Consider the following 23,952-nt stretch of genomic DNA (forward strand, 5'->3'; position numbering starts at 1 on the left):
AAGTCGAGGTCCTTTTGTCGATTTCCCGCAGAACGAGCAACGCGACGTTCGAAAGCTGGCACCGGGTGTGGCCGCTCAGCCCGGCGGTGTCCGGCAGGGTGCCGGCCGTTACGCGACCTCGGCGATACTCACCGCGTGGACGCACACGGAGCGAGAACGGGGCGGCTGCTCGTCGCCGGGACGACGTCCGACGCGGGCAAGACCCTCGTGACCACCGGGCTGTGCCGGGCGTTCGCGCGGCGTGGACTGAAGGTCGCTCCGTTCAAGGCCCAGAACATGTCGAACAACTCGATGGTCTGTGCCGACGGCGCCGAACTCGGCCGGGCGCAGTGGGTCCAGGCACTCGCCGCCGGGGTCGAGCCGGAGGCCGCGATGAACCCGGTCCTGCTCAAACCGGGCGGCGACGAGCGCAGTCACGTCGTCGTCATGGGAAAGCCCGCGGGGGACATCACCTCGGCGGAGTTCCCCGGTGGGCGGGCGCACCTCGCGCGGGCCGCGTACGCCGCCTACCGCGACCTGCTCCACCGGTTCGACCTCGTCGTCTGTGAGGGGGCCGGCAGCCCCGCCGAGATCAACCTGCGGGCGGGGGACTACGTGAACATGGGGCTGGCCCGGCACGGCGACGTTCCCACCGTGCTCGTCGGTGACATCGACCGAGGTGGTGTGTTCGCCGCCTTCTACGGCACCGTGGCGCTGCTGGAACCCGAGGACCAGGCGCTCGTCGCGGGCTTCGTCGTCAACAAGTTCCGCGGCGACGACACCCTCCTGGCGCCGGGACTGCGCAGGCTGGAGGAACTCACCGGTCGCCGCGTCTACGGCACGCTGCCGTGGACGCCGGACGTGTGGCTCGACTCCGAGGACACGCTGGACACGCTCCCCCTGCGGGACCGTCCGCGTGCCGGTGGGGCGGCGCTGCGGGTCGTCGTCGTCCGCCTGCCGCGCGTCAGCAACGCGACCGATGTGGACGCCCTCGGCCTGGAACCCGGCGTCGAGGTCGTCTTCACCGCCGACCCGCACGACCTCGACGACGCCGACCTCGTCGTCCTGCCCGGCACGAGGGCCACCGTCGCCGACCTGGCGTGGTTGCGCTCGCGAGGGCTGGATCGGGCCCTGGTGCGGCACGCCGAGGCCGGGCGGGCCGTGCTCGGCATCTGCGGCGGTTTCCAGATGCTCGGCCGCCACATCCACGATCCGCAGGGCGTCGAAACCGCCGACCCGGTGAGCGTCCCGGGTCTCGGCCTGCTGCCGGTGGAGACGACCTTCTCACCGGAGAAGACCCTGCGGCTCTCCCACGGCACGGCCCTCGGCGCCGAGGTGTCCGGCTACGAGATCCACCACGGCCGCATCACCCGCGACTCCTCCGCCGAGGAGTTCCTCGGCGGCGCCCGCGTCGGCAGGGTGCTGGGCACGATGTGGCACGGCAGCCTGGAGTCGGACGCGCTGCGCACGGCCCTGCTGAACCTGGCCGCCGGGGCACGTGGCCGTTCGTTCCCGGCCTCGGAAGCCAGCTTCGGCCGCAGTCGCGAGGCGCGGCTCGACCTGCTCGGCGACCTCGTCGAACGGCACCTCGACGTCGACGCCCTTCTGGACCTCGCCCGGCACGGACCCCCGCCCGTCCCGACGATCGGTCCGCACGGGTGAGGCGACCGAGGGCCGCTTCCCCGGACAGTGTGCGGGCGTCATCGCGGTCCTCCGCCGATGGGCAACGACGCGGCGACGGCCGGTGCGTGCTCGTCGTCCATACGCTCCAGCCGGATGCCCGGCGGGGCGAGCCGCACCAACCATTCGACCGCCGCGTCGACGGTGGCGTCGGTCATGGCGGCCACGCGCAGGACCGCCGAGTGCCCGGGAACCGTGATCGCGATCGTGCACGCGCTTCCGGGCACGGCGGCCAGCAGGTGGTGCAACACCTGCATACGAGCGGACGGCGAGTGCTCCGCCAGCCCCGTCACCCGGAGCCCCACCTGGGAGACGTGCCCGGCCCGCCAGTGCCGTCGTTCTTCCCGGACCGTGCCACGGCCCGCTCCGACGTGGGTGAGCGCGAGCAGCGTCGCGAGCACCTGCGTCTCGGTCGACGCGACGGCGCCCAGACCTGCTTCGCGGAGGGCCCGATGCAGCTTGCGCACGGTGTTGTTCAGCGCGACCAGTAGTTCGGCGTCGGTCGCGAGGTTCGGGTCACGCATCGCGCGCACCGTCAGCCAGACCCGGGTCACCTCTCCCGGTTGTGGTCCACGGTGCAGCACGAGTTGGGAGCGGACGCCGGGCCGGGGCGGGCCGGGATCGGCGTCGGTCGGCAGGGAGCCCGAGAGCACGAGCCGCACGAACGCGGCGGTGTCGTCGCCGACCGGTCGCGTCACGGCGACCAGTTCCTCGCCGCGGCTCACGACGCCGGCGGGCCGGCCCGCGAGCTCGACGGTGTGGACGCCGGCTCCGGGCACGAGGGCACGCAGCAGGACGCGACCGCACTCGTCCGGGGACAGGCCGTCGAGGTCACGATCGTGCCGCCGCAACCGGAACCGGGCCACGGACACCAGCGCGTCGGACAGCCAGCGCCCCCGTACCCGCGATCCGGACAGGGCCAGCAGCGTCGCGGCGCCGAGCAGGAGCCCCCACCGTGCCGGCCAGGGGCTGCCGACCGCCACCACCACCGTGGCGAGGCAGAGTTGCCAGCACACGACACGCAGCACCGGCAGCCTCAGCGACCGGTGCCGTCCCGATCGCGGCGGACCGGGGGTGGTCCGCTCGGCGGCAGCCCACCGGACGCGTCCGTTGCCCGCCTCGGGAAGCGGCCGGAGTCCGGCCGTCATCGCGGTGTCCTCACGCCACCGGGAATGGGAAAGAACATGCGACGACGATTCCAGCACGAACATGAGTTTCTGATGACAGCGTGCTCGCGGAGTGTCAGCGGAGCCGTCAGCCGTGGCAGGTGGCGTTCCGGATCGGTTTGGCTTCGCTCTCCACCACCCCGGCGTCGGAGGCACCCTGGATCCGGAAGCAGTACGGCCGGGACGGGTCGACGCGCAGCCGGTACCCGCTGACCTCTCCCACGACGATCGCGTCACTGCGCTTGCCCAGGGCAGCGATCTCCACCGCGAAGTCGAGCGGTTCGCTGCTCCGCCACGACAGCTCGACGTAGTCACCCCGATCCACCGGATCGTCGAGTTCGATCCGTGCCGGTGCGGTGCCGGGCGCCGACCGCGTGGGGGTGAAGACCGCCACGGGCACCGGGGCGGGTTCGGCTTTCTCGTGCCCCGGAAGCCGGTCCGGCTGTAGCACGAGCAGCGCGACGGCCAGGGTCGCGAGCACGACGACGCCTCCCACGGCGACGGCCGCGTGTGGCGTTCTCGTCCGGTTCGCCGTTCGGTTCGCGCGCCGGTTTCGTCCCCTCGGTGCCGCCTTCGCAGGCGGTCGCTGCCGGGAGGGGGAGACGGTCACGGTGTCGGACGGGCCCGGAACGGACGTGCCGGCCGGGGCGCCGCCGAAGTCGTCGAACTCGGGTTCGGCGGGCACCGGCCCGCGCAGGGCGTCGATCATGGCCGCCACCGTCGCCGCGTCCGGCGGCCGCGCGTCCGGGTTCCGCGCCAGGAGGGAGGCGAGCAACCGCACCAACCCGGGTGGCAGGTCGGTTCGGTCCAGGGGAGGTACGTCGCTACTGAGCACGCGCAGCAGCCGCTCGTCCACCGACTCGCCCGGCCTGCCCGGGTGGGGCGGCGTGCCCGACAGCGCGAAGTGCAGCACGGCTCCGAGCCCGTAGAGATCCGCCCGCTCGTCCCGCACGTCCAGGCGCAGTGTCTCCGGAGCCTGATAGGCGACGGCGCCGGTCTCGGAGGGGAACTCACGCCGCAACGTCACGCCGAAGTCGGCGAGCACCGGTTCACCCGACGACCGGAACAGCACGTTGCCGGGGGAGACACCGCCGTGCACGAGCCCGGCCGAGTGAGCGGCGGCCAGAGCGGTCGCCACGACGCTGCCAAGCGCGAGCGCGTCGGCAACCGGGAAGGGCCCCGACGTGCCGACGAGTTCCGACAGCGACCGCGCGCAGAGTTCCATACGCAGCGCACAGCGGCCGTCGGACAGTTCGGCAACGTCGTCCACCGCCAGCACGGGTGCCTGCGGACCCAGGCCCGCCAGGAGGCCCACCTCGGCTTCGAGATCGCTGCGGGCGCGTGGGTCGAGCGGTCCCGGATAGACCTTCAGCGCGAACCCGCCTCGCACACCCGCGGTGCCGCCGGCGTGCACGGCGGCCACGGGCCCGGTGCCGAGCAACACCAGGTCGTCGGAGTCGAAAGGTCCCATCCTCAGGTCTTCCTGGCGCACCGGACGGCATGTCCGGTAGTTGCCGTGCCCGTTCCCCTGCGGTCCTCGCGGGGCCATCGTAAGCGCCGGAAGTGACGGACAGGGCCCGGACGGCAGCTTGCTGCCGCCGGTCGGCGGCACCGAAGGGAACAGCATGGCCATCACCAACCTTGTGAGGGTGACGATCGACGCACCGGCACGTCGCCTCGACCTCGCCGTGCCGGAGCACTCCACAGTGGCCGAGACCCTGCCGGGACTGTTGCGACGTGCGGGCGAGACACTGGCCGACGACGGCGTCACCGACGGCGGTTGGTTGCTGCGGCGCGCCGACGGCAGCGCGCTCGAACTAGGCCGGTCGCTCGGCGCGTACGGAATCCACGACGGCGAGATCCTGTACCTGGTTCCCAGGCGCCTGCACTGGCCCGAACTCGAGTACGACGACCTGGCCGGCACGATCGCAGCGGGGGCGGACCGAACCGGGGGACTGTGGGGACCCACGCACACCCGTGCGGCGGGCCTGGCGACAGGAGGCGTCGCCGTGTTGCTGGCCCTGCTGGCGATCGTGCGGGCGGGGCCACCGTGGAGTACGCCGGCATGGGTGGCGTTGGGACTCTGCGCGACGCTGCTCGCGGGGGCGCGGTGCTGGCGCTGCCGTTCGGCTTCAGCGGCGGCGGCCTGCTCCTCGGTACCGGACCACAGCCCGCCGGATTCGGCGCACCGCACCTGCTTGCCGCGTGCGGCGCGCTGCTCGTCGCCTCGGCCCTCGCGTATCTCGGCGTGGTGGAACGGGCCGAGATCTTCCTCGCCGGCATCACCGCGGGCGTGGTCGGCACACTCGCGTCGTGGCTGGCGACCCTGGAGGCGCTCGACGGTGCCGACGGTGCCGCTGTGGCAACCGTGGCGGTGTTGTTGTTCTCGCCGTTGTTCGGTCCACTGGCGACTCGGCTGGGCAGGGTGCCGATGCCGGTGCTGCCCCGCACCACCGCCGACCTGGTGCGGGACGACCCTCAGCCACCCCGGCACGCCGTCTACGCGGCCGTGCTGCGGGCCGACCAGCTGTTGACCGGCATGATCGTCGGTGCGGCGACCGCCGTCGTGCTGTGCCAGGTCGTCCTCGCGGGACAGCCGAGCACGTCGGTCACCGTGCTGCTGGCCGTGCTGGCGGCCGGGTTCTGCCTCCGCGCCCGCCTGTACCCGGCGCTGCGGCACCGAGCACCGCTGCTGCTCGCGGGAGTGTCCGGGGCGGGCGCGCTCGCCGCGGGCCCCCTGATGTCCGGTGCGGGCGGCCTGCTCGTCATCACGGCGCCCTGCCTGGTCGTGGCCGGTGGGGTGGCGGTTCTGGCCGGCCTCGCCTACAGCAGGAGGCAGGCCGGCCCGTTCTTCGGCCGCTTCGCCGAACTGGCCGAGGTGGTGGTCGTGCTGGCCTGTGTGCCGGTGCTGTGCGCCGTACTGGGCCTGTACGGGCACCTGCGCGGGTTGGGCGGGTGAGGTCGTGGCGTCCAAACGTGATCTGCTCCAGGCACACCAGTTCCTTGCCCAGCGCGTCATCTCCGCGCTGGTGACGCGCGATCCCGACCCGGAACAGCCACCGTTCCGCCGTCCCGGCGGTGCGGCCGTGGGCAGCGTCGTCCTCGGCGTGCTCGCCCTCGTCGCCGTGTGGGTGTACGGCCTGCTCAACCCCGGCGGGAACACGGCGTGGCGCGACCGGCCCGCGGTGATCGTGGCCGAGGAGTCCGGCGCACAGTACGTCTACCTGGACGGTGTGCTGCATCCCGTGGAGAACCACACCTCGGCTCTGCTGGCCCTCGGTCAGCATGCCGAGACGCTGTCCGTGTCGAGCGCGTCGCTGGCGGGCGTACCCCGCGGACCCCGTATCGGGATCGCCGACGCGCCGGACGCGTTGCCCGAGCCGGATCTGCTGCTCACCGGCGGGTGGAGCCTGTGTTCACGGTCCCGGCCGGACGGCAGCGGGTCGACTGTGGACGAATCCGTGCTGCTGGCGGGTACACCGGCCCCGGGTGGTCGGCCACTGGCGGACGCCGCCGTGCTCGCCGAGGTTCCGGGCGGCGGGGAGCAGTACCTGATCGCGGGCGGCTACCGGCATCCCATCCACCGGCCCGACACGGTGGCGGTGGGGCTGGCGTTGCAGTCCGAGCCGAAGACCAGGGCCACCAGAGCGCTGGTGGACGTCCTGCCCCTGGGGCAGCCGATCGCACCGGTAGCCCTGGAGGACGTCGGTGAGCCGTCGTCCGCGGTCCCGACGCGCAGCGACGTCCGCGTGGGGCAGCTGCTCGTCGTGCGGACCTCCGGCGGCCGCGAGCACTACCTCGCCGAAGCCACGCGCCTGCGAGCCATCTCCCCGATGCAGTACGACATCCAGCGCGCGGACCCGGCGACGAGGAAGGCGTACGAGGACGGCGAGCCGTTCGGCATCGCTCTGAGCCCCGCCGCGGCCGCCGAAGCCCGCCGGACGCCGGTCGAGCGGCCCGGACCGGGGGCGGCGCCCACGAAGCGGCCACGGATCACGGGAGGCGGTGGTCTCTGCGTGACCTACGAGCCCGGTGCCACCGTGCCGACCTTGCGGGTCGATCCCCGTCTCACCGACGTCGCGACGGTGGCCACCACCCGCAACACCGAACACGGGATGCCGCTGGCCGATCACGTCCACGTCGAGCCGGGCCGGGCCGTGCTGGTCGAGGCCATGCCCGCGGCCGGCGCATACGCGGGAACGCTGATGGTGGTCACCGATCAGGGCCGGGCGCACCCGCTGCCGAGCCGGGAGGTGTTGGACCTGCTCGGCTACGGCGACGTCGAACCCGTCCGGCTGCCCGCGGGCATCGTGGCCCGGGTACCGCTGGGCAGCAGTCTGGACCCCGCCCAGGCGTTGAGACCCTGAGCGGGGTCCGTGGTCCCTCGGTCAGTGCTCGACCGGTGGGCGGGGCACGAGGAACATCTCCTCCGGCAGATCGTCGCCCACCGGCCGGGCCGGAGGCAGGACGGTGCGCCGGGGTTGCCAGCGGTTGCGGCGTCCCCGCACCCGCACCACCGCCAGCGCCGCACCCGCGAGCACGCCCACCGCGACGAGAACGAGCAGGGTGCGGGCGTGTTCGATGCTGCCCTCCCACCACGCGGAGAGGCTCACTGCCGCCGGGTCCGGTGCGGCCCGCTGTGCGGGAGGCAGCGCGGCGGGAGCGGAGTCGGAGAGCCCTTCGGTGAGCGCTCGGTAGGGGTTGACCAGCCCGGCGCCGTAGGCGGGGCTGTTCTGCCCACCCGGTGCCGGGCTCGCGGTCGCGAGAATGCGCTCCGCGATCTCCTCCGCCGAGAGTTCGGGATGGGCCGAGCGCACCAGCGCCGCCGTCGCGGACACGAACGGGGCGGCGAAACTGGTGCCTTCCCGGTACTGGTGTCCACCCACGCGGGCGGTGCTGAGGACATCTCCACCAGGAGCCACCAGGTCCACCTGCGGACCGATCTGTGAGCTCGGCAGCCGGGTTCCGGACATGTCGACCGCCCCGACCCCGAGCACCCCGTCGTAGCCCGCGGGGAAGGTGGCCGGTCCCGCGGTGGTGCCCTGCTGGGCGTTCCCGACGGCGGCCACCACGACGACGTCGTTGACCACCGCGTGCCGGACCGCGGCACGCACGGACTCGTCGTCCAGTCCACCGGCTACGGAGAGGTTGATGACGTCGGCACCGTGGTCGGTCGCGTACCGGATGCCACGGGCCAGCACCTTCGGGTCGATGGCCTGCTTCGCGCCGTCACTGGTGTCGCTGTCACTGACCCGCACCGGCAGCACCGTGGCGTCCGGCGCGAGACCCGTGAACCCGACCCCCTCGACGGGCTCGGCGGCGATGATGCCGGCGACCGCGGTGCCGTGCGACACGCAGTCGAAGCTGCCCGGCAGGTCGCCGACCAGGAAGAAGTCCTGGCCGCGCAGCACCTTGCCGGGCTGCCGCAGCTGCGGGTGGTCCGCGTCCACGCCGGAGTCCACCACGGCGACCACCACTCCGGCTCCGGTTCCGTGCCGGTGCACCGCCTGAACGTCGAGCGTCCGCTGCGCCCAGGGCACCTCCGTGACGGTGGGACTCGCCGGGGCGGGGCTGTCGCACGCGCCGCGCGGTGGCGCGGCGCCCGCGACGGTGGTGTTCGCGGCGGTGGTCGTGAACACCACCGCCGCGAATGCGACGGCCACTGCTCTCCCCCGGGACCCGCACGCCCTACGTGTGTGGTCGTTCGTCATCGTCAGCGGTCTCCCCAGTGCTCGTTCCGGTTCCTCCGGAGCCCGCCACCCGGCACGCGACGTCGTCGGCGCATGCCGCGCCCACCGCGGTGCGTACGGTCACCTCCCGGGCGTCGGGGTCGTCACACTTCTCCCTCGATCCGCCTGTCGAGCTGGTGCATGAAGGGATCCGTGTGCACGTCGGTGTTCTCCGGCGTCGCCTCAGGCGGCAGGTACTCGCGGGTGATGTCGAAGAGCTGTTCCCGCGCCTGCTCGACGGCATCGCGAAAGGTGTCCACAATGGATGCGGCGAGTGCCTGCGAGTCCTTCGTGCGGTAGATGCGCGGATCGAGGTATAGCTCACCGAGCTCGCCGCGTCCCACCACGGTGACGCTGACGAGCCCGTCCGGCGAGTCGGCGGTCGCCTCGATGTCGTCGATCCTCGCCCGGATCTCCCTCAGGTCGTCACGCAGCTTCTCGTAGCTGGCCCTTCTTCGCGCGGTGAAGTCGACGACCGGCCGTGTCATGATCTCCTCCTCGGTGAGTCTTCGACGGTCTACTGGACACGTCCCGTGTCCGACGTGGTGTCGACGCCGGTGAGGCGGCGGACGTCGCTCGTGCCCTGCGCGTTGGTCGCCAGGTAGTCGTCGACACAGCACTGTGCGTCGTCACAGATGTTGCGATACGAGGTCGGTATGGCGTCGGCACGTGCCATCAGACGCTCGGCGATCGCCAGGTACCTGGCCCGGAACGCCTGCGACACGACGTCGTCGCCGACACCGGAGAGACCGGCCGCGAGCGCCTCCCGGCGGCTCTGCCACGCGGAACCGAACGTCTCACCCGCCGCCCGAAGCCGCCTTATCCCATGGGTGACCCCGTCGGGGTCCATGTCGTATCGGGTCATGATCTGTTCCTTTCCTGTGTCATGTGCCCGAGTGCTTCGGTCGCGAGCTCGGCGGAATCGTCCGGTGCTCCTGCGGAATGACGACGTCGAACAGAACCAGGTCGAACGGTTGCACCTGACGGAGATACTCGAGCGCTGACGGTGGTAGCGCCAACCACGGTTGCTGCTCACCACAGCAGGACGTCAGCTGACGGAGTGACGTGTAAGCCATCAGCGCCAGGCGGTCGTCTGTCAGACGTCGGAATTCGACGATCGCGTCAGCCACGTCGTCGACGTGGGTTGCGCAGGGCAGGTAGACGAACGGTTCCTCGGATCGGTTCGAAGCGGTGTGCTCGTGGGCTTCTGCCGTCATCCCGAACTCCACTCGTGTTTGGTGTGCTGCCGGAAGTGAGATTCGTTCTGCGTAGGAGGCGCTCAGGCTTGTGGGAGGTCGTCGTCGGCAGGCGAAAAGGTCCCCGTCTCGAAGTAGGAGTCCACGGCACCCGAGGTCAGAGATCCGACTGCAGCTCCGCCGAGGGCACCGAGTATGGCGCCGACCGGGCCACCGACCGTGGTGCCGATGGCGATCCCCGTCAGAGCGCCTGCGGCCCAACCCGTTCCGTTCGACCAGGCGGCCTGTTCGAACGACTCCCCGCTCTCGATGTCGTTCTTGTAACCGAGGTAGGCGAGAGGTGCTCCGAGTGCGGGCCCCCCGAACTTGCCCACGTTGTCGGCGACCTTGCCGAGATGTGAGTACCAGCGCGCATCGGTCGCTCCACGGATCTCGTTCAGCCTGTGTGCCGCGTTGCCGGGATTGTCGGCTGCGTACTCGCTGGAGAGTTCGGCCACCCTGGACCAGAAGTCCGCCCTACCTTCCAGGTATTGGGCGGCTTTCCAGCCGCCGACGCCGGCGGTGCTGTTCGCCAGGATGTCGGCCTGAGCGAGAACCTGTGGAGTGGGGCCCTCGGAAACAGGCGGCGTTTCCACCCGTTGCCAGCCGGGGTCGTTCGTGATGTTGTCCGCTGCCTGGCCCGCGATGTCCCGGTTCTCGGCCGCTGTGATGTCGATGATGCTCCGGGCCGCGACTTCGCGTTCGCCGGGCGGAAGGGTCATGGTGGCGAGGTAGTATCCCGGTGCCTGGCGTTCGATGTTCCGTTCCATTTCCTCGGAGGCGGCTCTGGCCTGCTCGCCCGCGCGCCGGACCTGCTCGTCCATCGCCCTCGCGGAATCGCGCACCGCGGTCGTTTCGCCGAGCAACGGAGCCGTCCGGCGTCGCACCTCGTCGAGAGCGGGATCGTCCCAGGATCGGGTGACCGTGTCCATGCCGCCGGTACCCTCGGCCTGTGCCGCTTCGGCGTCGGCGCCGGTGTCTCGCCACTGCTGGCCGAGGTCTTCCAGAATGGACGCCGGAGTGCTGATGGCCGGCGCTTGAGCCTGCACGGCCGTTTTGAACTCGTCCCCGGCGGGCACGATCTCCGCGCCGGGGACGAGGCCCGGCACGGGCTCCTCGTCCGGTTTCGGCCTTTCGGCGTCGGGGGAGGAACCGGCGCTTCGCCTGTCACCCTCGGTCGCGGTTTCCTGTCCGGGTGACGTCGTGTCGCCCTCAGTGCCTGGCTTGCCCGTATCGCCCGGCGGCGTGGCGCTGTCCGAGCCGGAGCCGGGCTCGGTACCGCCAGCGGCTTCTCCGGCGGCACCGGGTTCCCCGGAAGGGGCCGGGGCACCACCCTCCGGCGCTGGTTCGGCGGAGGGCGGTTCGCCATCGTCGGGCGGTGCGGGAGGAGGCGTCGGCTCTGCCGCCGTGTCCGCACCCTCGCCCGTGGGCGCGTCCGGCACCGGACTCTCGGCGGGGTTTTCCTCAGCTGCGGGCGGTTCCTCGCTCGCCTGTGCACCGGCGTCGGGTGCGTCCTGCGAGGACTTCGGCTCCGGCGTGGACGGTGTGGGTTGACCGCCTGCGTTTTCGCCTTCGCTGGTCAGGCTCGAACTCTCACCGGACGGCGTCGACATCTCGAACTCCTCGGGACTGGAATTGTGCGTGTCCTGCGGTGTTTCAGTCTTGCCGTGTGCGCGTACCGCGTGGAGCGGGCTGTCACCTTCCGGCCAGGGGATTCACACGGCGGGAAGAGTGTCCCGGCGCGCCGGGACGCACCGGGACACTCTCGTGTGCTGCTAGTAGCCGCCCATCCGGCCACAGGACCGCTGCACGGCGGCCATGTTCTCGTGGTTGCAGGTCTGCACGCCCTGGCTCATGGCCTGCATCAGTTCCTGACCCGCGGCCATCACCTGCTGGCACGCCCTGCTGATCTCGGCGAACTGCCCGCCGGCCTGGTCGGTCCAGTCGGCCTGCGTCATGCCGCAGGCCTGGCCCCACGTGTCGATCGACTGCTGAACACCCTGGACACAACCGTTCATGTTCATCGAAAGGCCGTCCAGGGCACCGAACATCGCGAGTTTCCTGGTCATCGTCTCACTCCCTCCCATCGTGGATGTCGGTCCCTCACAGGGCGCGAAGCAGCCCCGCGAAGGCATAGGTGTCGGAGGACGACCTGTCGTCTCCACCGTCGTCGGAGTCGTCGTCCCCGTCGTCCCCGCCGTCCCCGCCGTCGCGACCGGAATCGCCGCCACCGCCGAAGTCGCCACCGTCACCGACACCGTTCAGGCACGAGGCGCCCTCCTGATCGACCGTGAGGTAGTCGTTCATGGACAGTCGCGTGTCCTCGCCGAGCTTCTCGAGTTTCTGGCACAGGTTCCGGATGGCCTCGTCCCACTTCCTGTGCGCGACGAGCAGGGCCCGTGACTGATCCATGTTCCACTGAGCGGGGATCACGGAGTTCACTTCGCCCTCCAGCCTGCTGCGGTGCCCTTCGATCTCCTGCACCACCACCGCAGCCATCTGGACCACTCGCGCCAGTGTGTCTGTGTTGGCGTCCATCAGACCGCCACCAGCGAACACAGCCTTCTCCCTTCGTCCATACGGCTTACGCCGTCCGTGTGCCCGCAGTGGACCCGGATCCGGGACAGTCGAACGGGCACGGACGACGCTAGCCCGGCGCCACTCCTCGGAGGGCGTACGCGGCACGTTCCTGCCAGCTACCCGCCGACCGCACGGAGATCCCGAGACAATCACCGACGTCGGTGTTACGGGGCGAGAAGGGATCGTGATGGCCACCGTCGTGGTGCGCAGGCCGGCGCGCCGGCCGGCTCCGGAGCCACCCTCCGGGGAACTCGTCCTGGAATCACCGCCCGAGATCCCCCAGCCGTCCGGCAGGCAGTGGACGCAGCTGCTCATGGTGCTCCCCATGCTCGCCATGATGGCCGCGATGATGCTGATGTTCTCCGGCGACTTCGGGCAGGGTTCCGGGGTGCTCCGGCTGGTGATCTTCGCTCTGTTCGGGGTCGGGATGCTGGGCATGCTCGTGCTCGCGCTACTCAACTCCGCGGGCCCCGGCAAACGCGAGATGGGCCTGGAGCGCCGAGGTTATCTCCGGCATCTGAGCCGGAACCGGTTGCGGCTGGTCCGCGCCGTCCACAAGCAGCGCGACGTCATGGTTTACCTCCACCCGGAACCCGCGGCGTTGCTGTCTTTGGTCATGAGCTACCGGCTGTGGGAGCGCCGAGCCGTCGACGCCGACTTCGGAGTCGCCCGCATCGGTACGGGACCGCAGAGCCCGGCGATGACACTCGTGCCGCCGGAGGCCAAACCGCTGGAGCAACTGGACCCGCTGTCGGCACTGGCGCTCCGGCGGTTCCTCACCACCTACACGGCCGTCCCGGGACTGCCGCTGGCCATGGCCGTCAACGGGTTCAGCCGTGTCTACGTGCGCGGTGACCGCAGCCGGTCGATGGCACTGGTGCGGGCGGTGCTCGTGCAGCTCGCGGCGTTGCAGTCGCCGGACGACGTGCGGATCGCGGTGTGTCTGGGAGGGGACGCGCACAGGGACTGGGAGTGGCTCAAGTGGCTGCCGCACGCCCTGCACCCGGACCGCCAGGATCTCGTCGGACCGCTGCGGCTGATGGCGGGTTCGATCGTCTCGATCGAAGCGATGATCGACGACGTGCTGGGGGAACGGCGCAGGTTCGATCCCGCGGTCGACACCCGGGACGCCCTGCCTCACGTCGTCGTGGTCCTCGACGGTGGTTCGACGGCGGGCTCGGACACGCTCATGGCCGACGGCGGGCTCGAAGGGGTCACGATCGTCGACCTCCGCTCCGCCCCACCTCGTGCGCTCGATCCCTCCGCCATCGTGCTGCACGTCGGGCAGGACGGGGCGCTGGCCAGCGAGACGATCGAGGGGATCGTCGAACTCGGGCAGGCCGACGCCGTGGACGTGCCGACCGCGGAAGGGATCGCCCGGCAGCTGGCTCCGCTGAGGGCGAGGGCGGGTGGGAAGGCCGACCAGCCGATGAACGCCGACCTCGACCTCGCCGACCTGCTCGGAATCGGTGATCCCCGCACGTTCGACGTGGCCGGCACCTGGGTCCGGCGACCGACCAAGGACAGGCTTCGCATCCGTTTCGGTATCCGTTCCGACGGCACGCCGGTGGAGCTGGACCTGAAGGAGTCGGCCCAGGACGGTATGGGGCCCCACGGACTGCTCATCGGAGCCACCGGCTCCGGCAAGAGTGAACTCCTGCGGACGATCGTGCTGGCGTTGGCGGTGACCCACCCGCCGAGTTCGCTGAACTTCGCACTCGTCGACTTCAAGGGCGGCGCGACCTTCGCGACCCTCGACACGCTGCCGCACACCAGCGCGGTCATCACCAACCTCGCAGACGAGCTGCATCTCGTGGACCGGATGACCGACGCGATCAACGGCGAGCTGCTCCGCAGGCAGGAACTGCTGCGCGCCGCGGGCAACTTCGCCTCGCTGCGCGAGTACGAACGGGCCCGCGCCACGGGTGCTCCACTGCCGGAGGTCCCGACGCTGCTCGTGATCTGTGACGAGTTCAGTGAACTGCTGTCCGCCAAGCCCGACTTCATCGACATGTTCGTGCAGATCGGCCGGGTCGGGCGGTCCCTCGGCGTGCACCTTCTGCTGGCGAGTCAGCGGCTCGAGGAAGGACGACTCCGGGGCCTGGAGACCCACCTGTCGTACCGGATCGGTCTGCGCACGTTCTCCGAGATGGAAAGCCGCACGGTGCTGGGAGTCGGGGACGCGTTCACGCTCCCGCGCGCGCCCGGACACGGGTTCCTGAGGACCGACAGCGGGATGGTCCGCTTCCGTTCCGCCTACGTGTCCGGAGCGCGGGCCGTGCAGGAACGGGGCGCGACCGACGACGGTGACGACGTCGCCGTGACGCTGCTGGACTACTCGACGCGGTACCTCCCACCCTCAGCCGACGCTGAGGCCGAGACGGAGCAGCCGCCCGACGAGGACGTGGTCGGGGAGAGCCTGCTGGACATCATCGTGGGACGGTTGCGAGGTCGTGGTAAACCCGCCCACCAGGTCTGGTTGCCTCCGTTGGCCTCCTCTCCCACGCTGGACGCGCTGCTGCCGAACCTGACCCGAGGTGACGACCGAGGGTTCGGCTCCACGCACGAACGGCTGGCGGGCGCCCTGCGTGCGGTGATCGGGATCATCGACCGGCCGTTGGAGCAGCGCCGCGATCCGCTGGTGCTGGACCTGTCCGGATCGGCGGGGCACGTGCTGCTGATCGGGGGGCCGCAGTCCGGCAAGAGCACCGCACTGCGGTCGTTCATCGCCAGCCTCGCCCTCACCCACACCGCTCGTGAGGTGCAGTTCTACTGCCTGGACTTCGGCGGTGGAACGCTGGGCTCGGTCCGGGGACTGCCCCACGTCGGCGGCGTCGCGGGCAGGCAGAACGTCGGAGCGGTGCGGCGCACGATCGCAGAGGTACGAACCCTGCTCACGCAACGGGAGCGGTACTTCGCCACGCACGAGATCGACGGCATGCACGCCTACCGGAGGCTGCGACGTGAGAAGCTCGTCGACGACCCATGGGGCGACGTGTTCCTCGTCATCGACGGCTGGGCCACCCTGCGCAACGAGTTCGAGAACCTGGAGTCGGTGGTGGCCGACATCGCCGCGCGCGGCCTGTCGTACGGCGTCCACGTGGTCGTCTCGGCCGCCCGGCTGTTCGACCTGCGCATGAACATCCGCGACCTGTTCGGCAGCAGGCTGGAGCTGCGTATCGGCGACCCGGTCGACAGCATGGTCGACCGGGCTTCGGCATCCAAGGTCCCGGCGTCCGCGCCGGGGCGGGGAATCACGACGAGCAGGCACCAGATGCTGATCGCGCTGCCACGTATCGACGGCGTCGACGACCCCACGGAGCTCGCCGACGGCGTGCGGGGGCTCGTGGAGACCGTGTCCTCGGCATGGCAGGGTCCGCCCGCGCCCTCGGTGCGGTTGTTGCCCACCACGTTGCCGTACGACGAGCTGTCCGGGGCGCACGACGCCGCCGCCCACCGGCTCGCGGTCGGTATCGCCGAGCACGACTTCGGCCCGGTTCGCCTCGACTTCGGCGCCGACGCCCACCTCGTACTGCTCGGTGACACCGAAGCGGGCAAGACGACGTTTTTGAGGACGCTCACGCGTGCCATCACCGACAGCTACGGACCTCGGCGTGCGCGGTTGCTCGTCATCGATCACCGGCGCAGCCTGCTCGGTGACGTCGAGTCCGAGCATCTGATCGGGTACGGCACCGACCGGGGCTCGACGTCGCGGCTGATGCGACAGGTGGCCGACGAGATGGCCGTGCGGCTGCCCGGGCCGGATGTCACGCCGGAACAGCTTCGTGACCGCAGCTGGTGGCAGGGGCCGGAGCTGTTCATTCTGGTCGACGACTACGACCTCGTGGTGAGTCAGATGGAGAACCCGTTCCTGCCGTTGTTGGACTACCTGCCCCATGGCCGTGACATCGGCATGCACGTCGTGCTCGCCCGCCGCACCGGAGGCGCGAGCCGGGCACTGTTCGAACCGTTCCTCTCGCGGCTGCGGGACATCGGAACCCCGGGGCTGCTCATGTCCGGCGACAAGGAGGAGGGGCCGTTGCTGGGCGGGATGAAACCGCAGCTCCTTCCCCAGGGCAGGGCGTGGCTGGTCAGTCGCCGGCACACCGCGCGGCTCGTGCAGCTGGCCTGGCTGCCCAAGTCCGACCCTTCCGAGCCCCGCCACGACGACGTGTGAACGGAGAACCGTATGTGCCCAGCACGTGACGAGATGCACGGTGACCCCGAGGCGATGCGCCGCTTCGCGGAGCGGCTCGCCGAGCCGGTCACCGCCGATGTGGTCGCCGATCCGCCCGACCCCACCACCTGCCACGGCGTCCTGCCGGGGTGCGGGGTCTTCGCCGCCGCCGACGCGGTGTCGACTCTCGCCCTCACCGCCTTCCTCACCGAGACCGCGGACGCCGTCGCGACGTTGAAGGGCGCCGCCGCCGTGGCGGCGGAGGACTACCTGACCACCGACCGAGCTGGGGCGCACGCCGTCGCGGGCGCGGTGCTGGGCGTCGTTGCGGAGGAACGGGCATGAACCCTGACCGAGTGCATACGGACCTGGTCGATGTCGAGATCCACACGCACCTCGTCCGTGTCGAACAGGCAGGCCGCATGTGGCGCGCGGTGGCCGACAGGCTGCGAGAGCTGTCCGACTCACTGCGTCACGAACTCGACTGCCTTAGTCCACAATGGACTGACTCGACGGGGGAACGGTTCGTCGGTGAGGTCGTACGGCGCAAGACTCTGGTCGACGAGATGCTGTCACGGCTCGACGAGCACCGGCCGTGGCGGGCGCTGGACGACCTCGCCAGGCAGCTGGAGCTGACCCACGCCAGGATGGTGGGTGGCGCCGGGTGGATGACCGCCACGGGGCAGCAGGAGACCACCGCCCGCCTCGCCGAGCTCGGCAGGTACTTCCAGGCCGCCTCCGATGCCGTGCTCGCCGCCGCTGGTGACGAGCCGCGACTCATGGCGACCACGGTAGACGGTGTCGGGGCAGGGAACCCGGCGCACGGGTGCTGTCCATCGACGACTCCCCTGGGGCCCACCCTCGCGGGAGCGCCCGCCGGCGTTCCGGCGCCTTCCGTGTTGCTCGACCCCGCCGGTGGCGCGGGGCTGCCGCCGGGCAGCGTCGCACTGCCGGGGCTCATCGCCGTTCCTCCCGGTGCGGCGGCCAGGGGAGGGCACGCTTCCCGCCCGGGGGCGCCCGGTTCCGCTGCGCCGGACCCGCGGTCGTCGGGCACGGCGGGGGTCCCGTTCGACGCGAGTGCGTACGGCTCATCGGCGGGTTTCGGCGGCAGCGCCCCACCGGACTCGCGAGTCCCGGAACGGATCGAACAGGTCGCCGAACCCGTCCCGATCACCGAGTCGGAGGCCGTGCCGCAGGCCCCGCAGCCGCCCGAACGCATGAGCGGTGCAGGTGGCGCGAGTCCCTCGGTGGCGTCCGGCGCCGGTCGCATGTTCCCGCCCATGATGATGCCGCCCATGATGCCGACGGCAGGCCGCGCGGGTGGTCGGCGGTCCGGCACCGCACAGCCACTGGACGGCGGCCGGCGACGGGTGGGGAAACCCACCACGCCGGGTGTTCCCGCCCGGCTGCGGGGGCGTTCCGCCGTGGCGAACCCCACGGCGAGCGGCTACCGTCCGATCGCCATGGCCGATCCCAGGAGCACCCCGGCAGCGTCCGCGGCCGAGGACGCGCTCGACCACGAGGTGTGGCAGGTGACGAACCCCGGCTCCGTGTCCCCGCTGAAGCCCGAAGCGGTCCAGCCCGACCAGGTGAGAGGATCACGTCGTCCGCGACCGCGGCATTAGACCGCGGCGCGGGCAGGAGATCCGTCGGCCGCAGCGGTGTTCAGCTCACTCGCAACACGCTCACCGCGAAGTCGGACTCGTCGGTGAACGGATCGAGTTCCCAGGTGGAGAACCGGTGTTCGAGCCGCAGCCCGACCGTGGCGACGTCCTCGTCGAACCGTGCGTAGGGGTAGGTGTCCTCGCGCCGGTAGCCGACCACGATCCGGCCGCCCGGCCGCACGCATGCGCTCAGTCGCCGCAGCACCGTGCGTTCGGACCCCGGGGCGAGGAAGACCATCACGTTGCCGGGCACCACGGCGAGGTCGAACGGTTCCTCCCCGAGCGAGGCCAGGTCGACGCTCGCCAGGTCACCGACCACCCAGCGCGGCCCCGGATGATCGTGGGCGGCGGCCTCGATCAGGGCCGGATCGACGTCGACGCCGACCACGGTGTGCCCGCGTCGGTGGAGAGCCGCACCGACCCGGCCGGGACCGCAGCCGGCGTCCAGGATCCGTGAGCCCGGCCGGACCATCGCGTCGATCAGGCGCGCTTCGCCTTCCAGGTCGGCGCCCTCACGGGCCATGGTCCGGAAGCGTTCGATGTACCACTCGGAGTGGCCTGGCCTGGTGTCGGTGAACCATCGAGGTCGATCCGTCATGACCCCATCCTGCCTGACCACCACCCGGTGTCCGCTCCGGTCCTTTCGGCGAGCCGGATCTTTCGTCCCCGCTCCGTATTGGCCATGCTCGGGGAGATCGACCTGTCGTCGTCGGCGATCCCGGCGGCGGTGAGGAGGGAGAGAAGACCATATGACCACGCAGACGAGCGAGCCGCTGACCACCGAGTTCGCCGGCCTCGTCGCCTCGGTGCGCCAGGCCGTCCGAGGCGAGACCGACGCGTCCGTGGCCGCCCGCCGCGTCGGTGGACTGCTGTCCGAACGGTTGTCGGCGGGCCTGCCGCTGCCCGGCCACCTGCGCGAACACGATCCGGACCACTACACCCAGCACATCGTGCACGTGGAGCCGGACGGCGCGTTCTCGATCGTCGCGCTCGTGTGGCTGCCCGGCCAGGCCACTCCCGTCCACGACCACGTCTCGTGGTGTGTCACGGGAGTGGTCGAGGGGCAGGAGACCGAGGAGGTCTACGAGATCCGCGAGGTGGCAGGGCAGCCGCGCCTCGTGCGCACCGGCGAGTCGGTCAACGTGGCCGGGGCCGTGTCGGCGCTGGACCCGCCCGGCGACATCCACCGCGTCCGCAACAGCTGTGACGAGAAGGCCGTGTCACTGCACATCTACGGCGCGGACATCCGCAGGCTCGGCAGCAGCATCCGCCGCACCTACGACCTGCCGGTGGCCGGTGGGGCAGGATGAGCACCTGGCCGCGCCGTCGTCATTCGGTCGACACGTCCAGTACCGCCGTGGTGTCGGTCGACGCGGCCACGGAGAAGACGACGGTCGACCCCTCCCCACCGAACCGTCCGGTGCCGGACCCGGTGAGCCTGATCAGGCCGCTGCCGCTGCTGATCCACACCGTCCTGTCGCTGACGGCGACCGTGAAGCGAGTCCCGTTCACGGTGACGTCCACGGGCGCGGACACCTCGATCTGGCACGTGCCGTCCTCGCAGGCGTCGACGTCGGTGCCGTTCTCCGCGGCGGGCAGGGTGGTCGTGGACGCCGACGCCGGAGCCTCGGGAGGTTCGCAGTGTGGCGCGAGGTCGTAGGCGGCGGACAGCGCGGGATCCCGGCGGGCGACGCCGGGCAGGTCCGGGTCGCGGGGCGCGATCGCCGCGACCGTGTCGGCTACCTCCCGCGTTCTCGCACGAAGTTCCTCGACCGAGAGGTCGTAGTAGTCGAGCGGTGATGCCGCGTGCGGGAGCGACTCCCGGGCCTCGCGCAACGCCGAAAGCAGACGGGACCGGTAGGCGTCCGCGACGGGAACCCCGGTGTCGCGTAGCCCGGCCACGGGCTCCACGAGGACTTCCACCCTGCCGGGCACGGAGCTGAGGTACGACGCCAGGTCCGACTGTTCGAACGGGGCGAACCGCGGGTGCTCGAACAGTTCGTCGCCCGGTCCCGGCATCGTCGTGACGGAGGTGTGTGTCCGGCACATCGTGTCCGCCCAGAGCACCAGGTCGCGGGTCGCGAGGGTGGACATCGCCGGTGGCCGCTCCAGCGGCGCGCAGCCGGGAGCGAGATGCACCGACGGCGCGAGCTCCTTCGACCGTTCGGCGAGCGCCGCGACCCTCGGCTCCTGGAGCCCGAGCCCCTCGACGAGCTCGGTGACGCGGGACTCCTCGGGCGAGTCGGGGGAGTTACCGTCACCGTCCGCGGAAAGCTCGTCCCGCAGGCGTTCGAGGTCGCGCACCAGCGCGGCGACGTAGTCGTCGGCCTGCCGGACGCCCGAGTCCTCGAGGGCGGAGAACTCTGCCAGTACACCGGACACTTCGGACTCCACCTGCATGGCGTAGTACGGCGAGTCGGCATGCGAGCGGAGACCGTCGAGGGTCTTCGCCTGTGTGCACACGGTCTCCGCCCAGGAGACGAGCGCCCTGTCCGGTCGGGGTTTCTCCGGATGTTGCCGGGGTGCCTCCCCGGTTGCGCACCCCGCTACCAGGACGACACAGACGAAGGCGACAGCCGGGTGAATGCGCATCGAACCAGTCCTTCCGCTCAGCCGACCGGACGACGGTAACCATCCGGACCGTGCGGGCGCGCGCTCGTGACAGCAACCGGACACGGCATCCGGTCCGAACCCGGGGCTGTGCGGCAAAAGGCGTCGCCGTCGCCGGCGCCCGGTGGGATGTGGCGTCCGGCGACGGCTCCTGCTCACCGGGTCTCGGTGGTCTTGCGCAGACCGTCCGGGCGGTCGGGGTCCAGGCCACGCTCGACGGCGAGCCGCCACGCGAGCTGCTGCAGCGGCAACACCTCCAGCACCGGCGCCAGGTCCTCACTCAGCGCGGGGACGAGGAGGTCGTGCTCGGCCTCCGGTCCGGTCCGCAACACCTCGGCACCTCGGGTCGTGAGCTGGTCGAGCACCTCGGACATCGCCCGGCCACCCGGCCCGGTTCCGCAGACGGCGAGCACGGCGGTACCGGATCCGACCGCCGCGATCGGCCCGTGCAGCAGGTCGGCGCCGCTGTAGTAGCGGGTGAGGAGGTAGCTGGTCTCGGCCAGTTTCAACCCCGCCTCGGCGGCTGTCGCCAGCGAGTAGCCACGCGCGGTGGTGACGACGCGCTCGGCGAACCGCAACCGTGACGCCACCGCGTCCACCCGCTGGACGCCTGCGTCGAGGCAGCGCTGCGCCAACTCGCCGAGCTCGTCCGCGTCCGGCGGTTCCGGGGTGTCGCGGATCTCCCGCACCAGCAGGTACAGCGCGAGCAGGCTCGCCGTGTACGTCTTGGTGGCGGCCACCGCGCGCTCCGGTCCGGCACCGATGTCCAGCGTGTGCTCGGCGACCGCTCCCAGGGGGGAGTCCGGGGTGTTGGTCACGGCCACCGTCAGCGCGCCCCGGCTGCGGGCGGACTCGGTCACCTCGACCAGGTCCGGTGAGCCACCGCTCTGACTGACCGTGACGAGCAGCACGTCGCGCAGGTCCGGCTCAGCCCCGTACAGCGTGGTGGTCGACGGTGACACCGACCCGGCGGGCAGCCCGAGTGCGACCTCCACCAGGTACTTCCCGTAGAGGGCGGCGTGGTCGCTCGAACCGCGTGCGGCGAACAGCACGAATCTCGGCCGGAATCGCCGGACGTGGTCGGCGGTCCGGCGGAGAGCCGCCCGGTCGCGCACCAGGTCGGCCAGGACCTTCGGCTGCTCGGCGATCTCCTGCGCCATCCACGCGCCGAGCTCGGTCTGTGTCGTCATGAGTGTCCTTGTCGGGGGAGTCGGAGCAGGCGGGCGGCGTTGCCCCCGAAGACCTTCGCGAGGTCCGCTTCGGGCATGCCCATCTCGTGGCAGACCCGCAGCTGGTCGGCGAGGTAGCGGTAGCAGTAGCCGCGCGGGAACCACGACGAGTCGCTGCCGAACACGATCCGGTCCGGCCCGATCGTCTCGTAACAACGCCGGAACAGATCCTCCAGCGTCAGCTTGTACGGCATCCAGCGAACCCACTGGTTGGAGCCGGACGTGTCCACGTGAACGTTGGGACACGCCCAGGCGAGGAACAGCACCTGCTGTACGTGCTGAACCCCGAAGTGCGGGATCACGAACGGGATTCCGGGGAACCGTTTGGCGACCGGTTCCAGCCACGCGGGCTCGATGTGCGCGTTGTGCGCGATACCACCGCTCGAACCACAGTGTCCGAAGTGGATGAGCACGGGAATGCCGTGTTCGGCCGCGACCCGCCACACCTCCTCGGCGGCCGGATCGTCGATCCGGTGCGGCAGCAGGGGAGCGAACAGCTTCAGACCACGCAAGCCGAGTTCGGTGATCGAGCGCCGAAGCCGCTCCGCTGCTCCCGGTTCGGTCAGGTCGCGCAGGTTCGCCATGCCGGAGAAGCGCTGCGGGTTCCTGGCCACGAGCTCGGCGACCCGGTCGTCACCGCACCCGGTGACGAACGTGGCGTGAGCGATGCCGTACCGGTCGAGTTCGCCGAGCCAGAGGTCGGCCTCCTCCTGCCAGGTGCGCTCACCCGAAGGTTGCGGGTCGGGGAAGTCCCACGCGCGCCGCCAGCGAGCCGACTGCGCGGCCACGAGTTCCCCGCGTCGGCGCTGTGCTTCCTCGTCGTGGTCGGAGCAGGTGAACTGACCGCCGGAGAGGTCCCGGGTCGCCGGATCGTGCTCGATGCGGAAGTGCAGGTGGAAGTCGATCACCTCGATCCCCTGCACGGTGGGGACGGTCACCGTGACACCACCTCGTCGCGTTGCTCGGGCAGGACGTCGGCGGGCGAGAACCGGCGGTCGTGCGAGGGACGACTGATCACGGTGGCCGCGACCCGGACTCCGTAGCCCACCGCCTCGACGGTGGACGAGCCGTCGGCGAGCCGATGCAGCAGGCCCGCGTTGAACGCGTCACCGGCACCGGTGGAGTCCTGAACCCGAACCCGCGGTGTCGGGCATTCGGTGACCGAACCGTCCGGGGTGACCACCAGCGCGCCCCGGGCGCCGCACTTGGCGACCACCGTCGTCCCGCTGCTCTCGGCCACCGTACGCGCAGCGGAGTCCACATCGGACTTCTCGGCCAGTGCGCACACCTCGTCGGCGTTCGGCAGGAAGACGTCCACGAGTTCCAGCAGGCGCAGCACCTCGGTGCGGGTTCCCGCCGACCAGTTGCCGGGGTCCCACCCCGTGTCCAGCGCGGTGCGCGCCCCGGCCCGGCGTGCCGAGGAGAACAGCTCCCGTGCTCGCTCGCCCCGCATGACGGGAAGGAGGAAGTAGCCCGACAGCAGTAGAAACCGGGTGGCCAACGCCTCCGCGGGCACGGCGGAGGCGTCCATGTCGGCCAGCGCGCCGAGCGCGGACAGGAACGCGCGGTCGTGTCCGGGAGCCTCGGCCGCGACCGTCACCGAGGTCGACTCGCCGGGCGCGCGGACCAGGTGGGTGTGCAGGCCGGGGAGGTTCAGTTCCTCGTCGAGCAGGCGGGCCGTGCCGTCGTCGCCGACACGCCCGACCAGCACGGTGCTGCGCCCGAGGTTGGCCAGGGTGACGGCGGTGTTGGCCGCGGACCCACCGGGCCGCACGGCGATCGAGGGAACGATCCGCTCCGTGCCGGGCGGTGGGAGTTCGGCCACCCCGGCCACGACGACGTCGAGGTTGACGTTGCCGACGACGGTGATGCGATCTGCGCGAGGGCCTTCCGGCACGGCCGG

21 protein-coding genes and 1 pseudogene are annotated in these 23,952 nt (G+C 71.2%); 8 read left to right on the forward strand and 14 right to left on the reverse strand.

Annotated elements, in window-relative coordinates; all coding sequences use genetic code 11:
- The first annotated feature begins 135 nt into the window (after window positions 1-135).
- Window positions 136-1,641, forward strand: a complete 1,506-nt coding sequence (locus tag SACCYDRAFT_RS10680) for a cobyric acid synthase (protein ID WP_005456058.1) — start codon at window positions 136-138, stop codon at window positions 1,639-1,641.
- 38 nt (window positions 1,642-1,679) lie between these two features.
- Here the strand turns inward: SACCYDRAFT_RS10680 and SACCYDRAFT_RS10685 are convergent, their stop codons facing one another.
- Together SACCYDRAFT_RS10685 and SACCYDRAFT_RS10690 are read right to left on the reverse strand one after the other, a co-directional pair.
- Complete coding sequence (locus SACCYDRAFT_RS10685; protein WP_005456074.1) at window positions 1,680-2,807, reverse strand: hypothetical protein; 1,128 nt, start codon at window positions 2,805-2,807, stop codon at window positions 1,680-1,682.
- A gap of 106 nt (window positions 2,808-2,913) precedes the next feature.
- Window positions 2,914-4,296 (reverse strand): serine/threonine protein kinase, encoded by a 1,383-nt coding sequence (locus SACCYDRAFT_RS10690; RefSeq protein ID WP_005456075.1) that lies wholly within the window; start codon window positions 4,294-4,296, stop codon window positions 2,914-2,916.
- Between the two features lie 154 nt (window positions 4,297-4,450).
- Here SACCYDRAFT_RS10690 and SACCYDRAFT_RS26840 point away from each other — a divergent pair.
- From SACCYDRAFT_RS26840 to eccB, 3 genes and pseudogenes are all read left to right on the forward strand, one after another.
- A pseudogene (locus SACCYDRAFT_RS26840) lies at window positions 4,451-4,636 on the forward strand (EsaB/YukD family protein); the annotation flags it as partial.
- Window positions 4,637-4,890: 254 nt separating this feature from the next.
- The gene (gene eccD / locus SACCYDRAFT_RS10695) at window positions 4,891-5,784 is read left to right on the forward strand and encodes a type VII secretion integral membrane protein EccD (RefSeq protein WP_005456076.1); all 894 of its coding nucleotides are present in this window, start codon (window positions 4,891-4,893) and stop codon (window positions 5,782-5,784) included.
- A 4-nt stretch (window positions 5,785-5,788) separates the two neighbouring features.
- Window positions 5,789-7,192 (forward strand): type VII secretion protein EccB, encoded by a 1,404-nt coding sequence (gene eccB / locus SACCYDRAFT_RS10700; RefSeq protein WP_005456077.1) that lies wholly within the window; start codon window positions 5,789-5,791, stop codon window positions 7,190-7,192.
- A gap of 21 nt (window positions 7,193-7,213) precedes the next feature.
- On the opposite strand, the gene mycP is transcribed toward eccB, so the two are convergent.
- The 7 genes from mycP to SACCYDRAFT_RS26845 all read right to left on the reverse strand — a co-directional run bounded on the left by mycP (window position 7,214) and on the right by SACCYDRAFT_RS26845 (window position 12,327).
- Window positions 7,214-8,536: a type VII secretion-associated serine protease mycosin gene (mycP, locus tag SACCYDRAFT_RS10705; protein WP_005456078.1), complete on the reverse strand. Its 1,323-nt coding sequence runs from the start codon at window positions 8,534-8,536 to the stop codon at window positions 7,214-7,216.
- Between the two features lie 122 nt (window positions 8,537-8,658).
- Window positions 8,659-9,042, reverse strand: coding sequence for a YbaB/EbfC family nucleoid-associated protein (locus SACCYDRAFT_RS10710; RefSeq protein ID WP_005456079.1), 384 nt, complete (start codon window positions 9,040-9,042; stop codon window positions 8,659-8,661).
- Window positions 9,043-9,071: 29 nt separating this feature from the next.
- Window positions 9,072-9,419, reverse strand: a complete 348-nt coding sequence (locus SACCYDRAFT_RS10715; protein WP_005456080.1) for a hypothetical protein — start codon at window positions 9,417-9,419, stop codon at window positions 9,072-9,074.
- Between the two features lie 19 nt (window positions 9,420-9,438).
- Window positions 9,439-9,771: an SAV_915 family protein gene (locus SACCYDRAFT_RS10720; RefSeq protein ID WP_005456081.1), complete on the reverse strand. Its 333-nt coding sequence runs from the start codon at window positions 9,769-9,771 to the stop codon at window positions 9,439-9,441.
- 62 nt (window positions 9,772-9,833) lie between these two features.
- On the reverse strand, window positions 9,834-10,898 hold the full coding sequence (locus SACCYDRAFT_RS10725; RefSeq protein WP_157606485.1) for a hypothetical protein: 1,065 nt from the start codon (window positions 10,896-10,898) through the stop codon (window positions 9,834-9,836).
- Between the two features lie 666 nt (window positions 10,899-11,564).
- Window positions 11,565-11,858, reverse strand: a complete 294-nt coding sequence (locus tag SACCYDRAFT_RS10730; RefSeq protein ID WP_005456083.1) for a hypothetical protein — start codon at window positions 11,856-11,858, stop codon at window positions 11,565-11,567.
- A 34-nt stretch (window positions 11,859-11,892) separates the two neighbouring features.
- On the reverse strand, window positions 11,893-12,327 hold the full coding sequence (locus tag SACCYDRAFT_RS26845) for a WXG100 family type VII secretion target (RefSeq protein ID WP_232283809.1): 435 nt from the start codon (window positions 12,325-12,327) through the stop codon (window positions 11,893-11,895).
- 229 nt (window positions 12,328-12,556) lie between these two features.
- Here SACCYDRAFT_RS26845 and SACCYDRAFT_RS10740 point away from each other — a divergent pair, with 229 nt between their 5' ends.
- The 3 genes from SACCYDRAFT_RS10740 to SACCYDRAFT_RS10750 are packed head-to-tail and all read left to right on the forward strand — an operon-like array spanning window position 12,557 to window position 18,171.
- A complete protein-coding gene (locus SACCYDRAFT_RS10740; protein ID WP_005456085.1) occupies window positions 12,557-16,546 on the forward strand; it encodes a type VII secretion protein EccC in 3,990 nt (1,329 codons plus the stop codon).
- Window positions 16,547-16,558: 12 nt separating this feature from the next.
- Window positions 16,559-16,891 (forward strand): hypothetical protein, encoded by a 333-nt coding sequence (locus SACCYDRAFT_RS10745; RefSeq protein ID WP_005456087.1) that lies wholly within the window; start codon window positions 16,559-16,561, stop codon window positions 16,889-16,891.
- Window positions 16,888-18,171, forward strand: a complete 1,284-nt coding sequence (locus SACCYDRAFT_RS10750) for a hypothetical protein (protein WP_005456089.1) — start codon at window positions 16,888-16,890, stop codon at window positions 18,169-18,171. The genes SACCYDRAFT_RS10745 and SACCYDRAFT_RS10750 overlap by 4 nt, the downstream gene beginning before the upstream one ends.
- Before the next feature lie 40 nt (window positions 18,172-18,211).
- Here the strand turns inward: SACCYDRAFT_RS10750 and SACCYDRAFT_RS10755 are convergent, their stop codons facing one another.
- A complete protein-coding gene (locus SACCYDRAFT_RS10755) occupies window positions 18,212-18,808 on the reverse strand; it encodes a class I SAM-dependent methyltransferase (RefSeq protein WP_005456090.1) in 597 nt (198 codons plus the stop codon).
- Window positions 18,809-18,959: 151 nt separating this feature from the next.
- Between SACCYDRAFT_RS10755 and SACCYDRAFT_RS10760 the strand changes: the two genes are divergently transcribed.
- On the forward strand, window positions 18,960-19,520 hold the full coding sequence (locus SACCYDRAFT_RS10760) for a cysteine dioxygenase family protein (protein WP_005456092.1): 561 nt from the start codon (window positions 18,960-18,962) through the stop codon (window positions 19,518-19,520).
- Window positions 19,521-19,539: 19 nt separating this feature from the next.
- Here the strand turns inward: SACCYDRAFT_RS10760 and SACCYDRAFT_RS10765 are convergent, their stop codons facing one another.
- The 4 genes from SACCYDRAFT_RS10765 to SACCYDRAFT_RS10780 form a co-directional block, all read right to left on the reverse strand.
- The gene (locus SACCYDRAFT_RS10765; protein WP_005456093.1) at window positions 19,540-20,802 is read right to left on the reverse strand and encodes a hypothetical protein; all 1,263 of its coding nucleotides are present in this window, start codon (window positions 20,800-20,802) and stop codon (window positions 19,540-19,542) included.
- Between the two features lie 173 nt (window positions 20,803-20,975).
- Entirely contained in the window at window positions 20,976-22,010 is a 1,035-nt protein-coding gene (locus tag SACCYDRAFT_RS10770) for an SIS domain-containing protein (protein ID WP_005456094.1), read from the reverse strand.
- Window positions 22,007-22,987, reverse strand: coding sequence for an amidohydrolase family protein (locus SACCYDRAFT_RS10775; RefSeq protein ID WP_005456095.1), 981 nt, complete (start codon window positions 22,985-22,987; stop codon window positions 22,007-22,009). The genes SACCYDRAFT_RS10770 and SACCYDRAFT_RS10775 overlap by 4 nt, the downstream gene beginning before the upstream one ends.
- On the reverse strand, window positions 22,984-23,946 hold the full coding sequence (locus SACCYDRAFT_RS10780; protein ID WP_005456096.1) for a carbohydrate kinase family protein: 963 nt from the start codon (window positions 23,944-23,946) through the stop codon (window positions 22,984-22,986). Before SACCYDRAFT_RS10780 ends, SACCYDRAFT_RS10775 begins: the two co-directional genes overlap by 4 nt.
- Window positions 23,947-23,952 lie beyond the last annotated feature (6 nt).

This window comes from Saccharomonospora cyanea NA-134 (assembly GCF_000244975.1).
In the GTDB taxonomy this organism is placed as follows: Bacteria; Actinomycetota; Actinomycetes; order Mycobacteriales; family Pseudonocardiaceae; genus Saccharomonospora; species Saccharomonospora cyanea.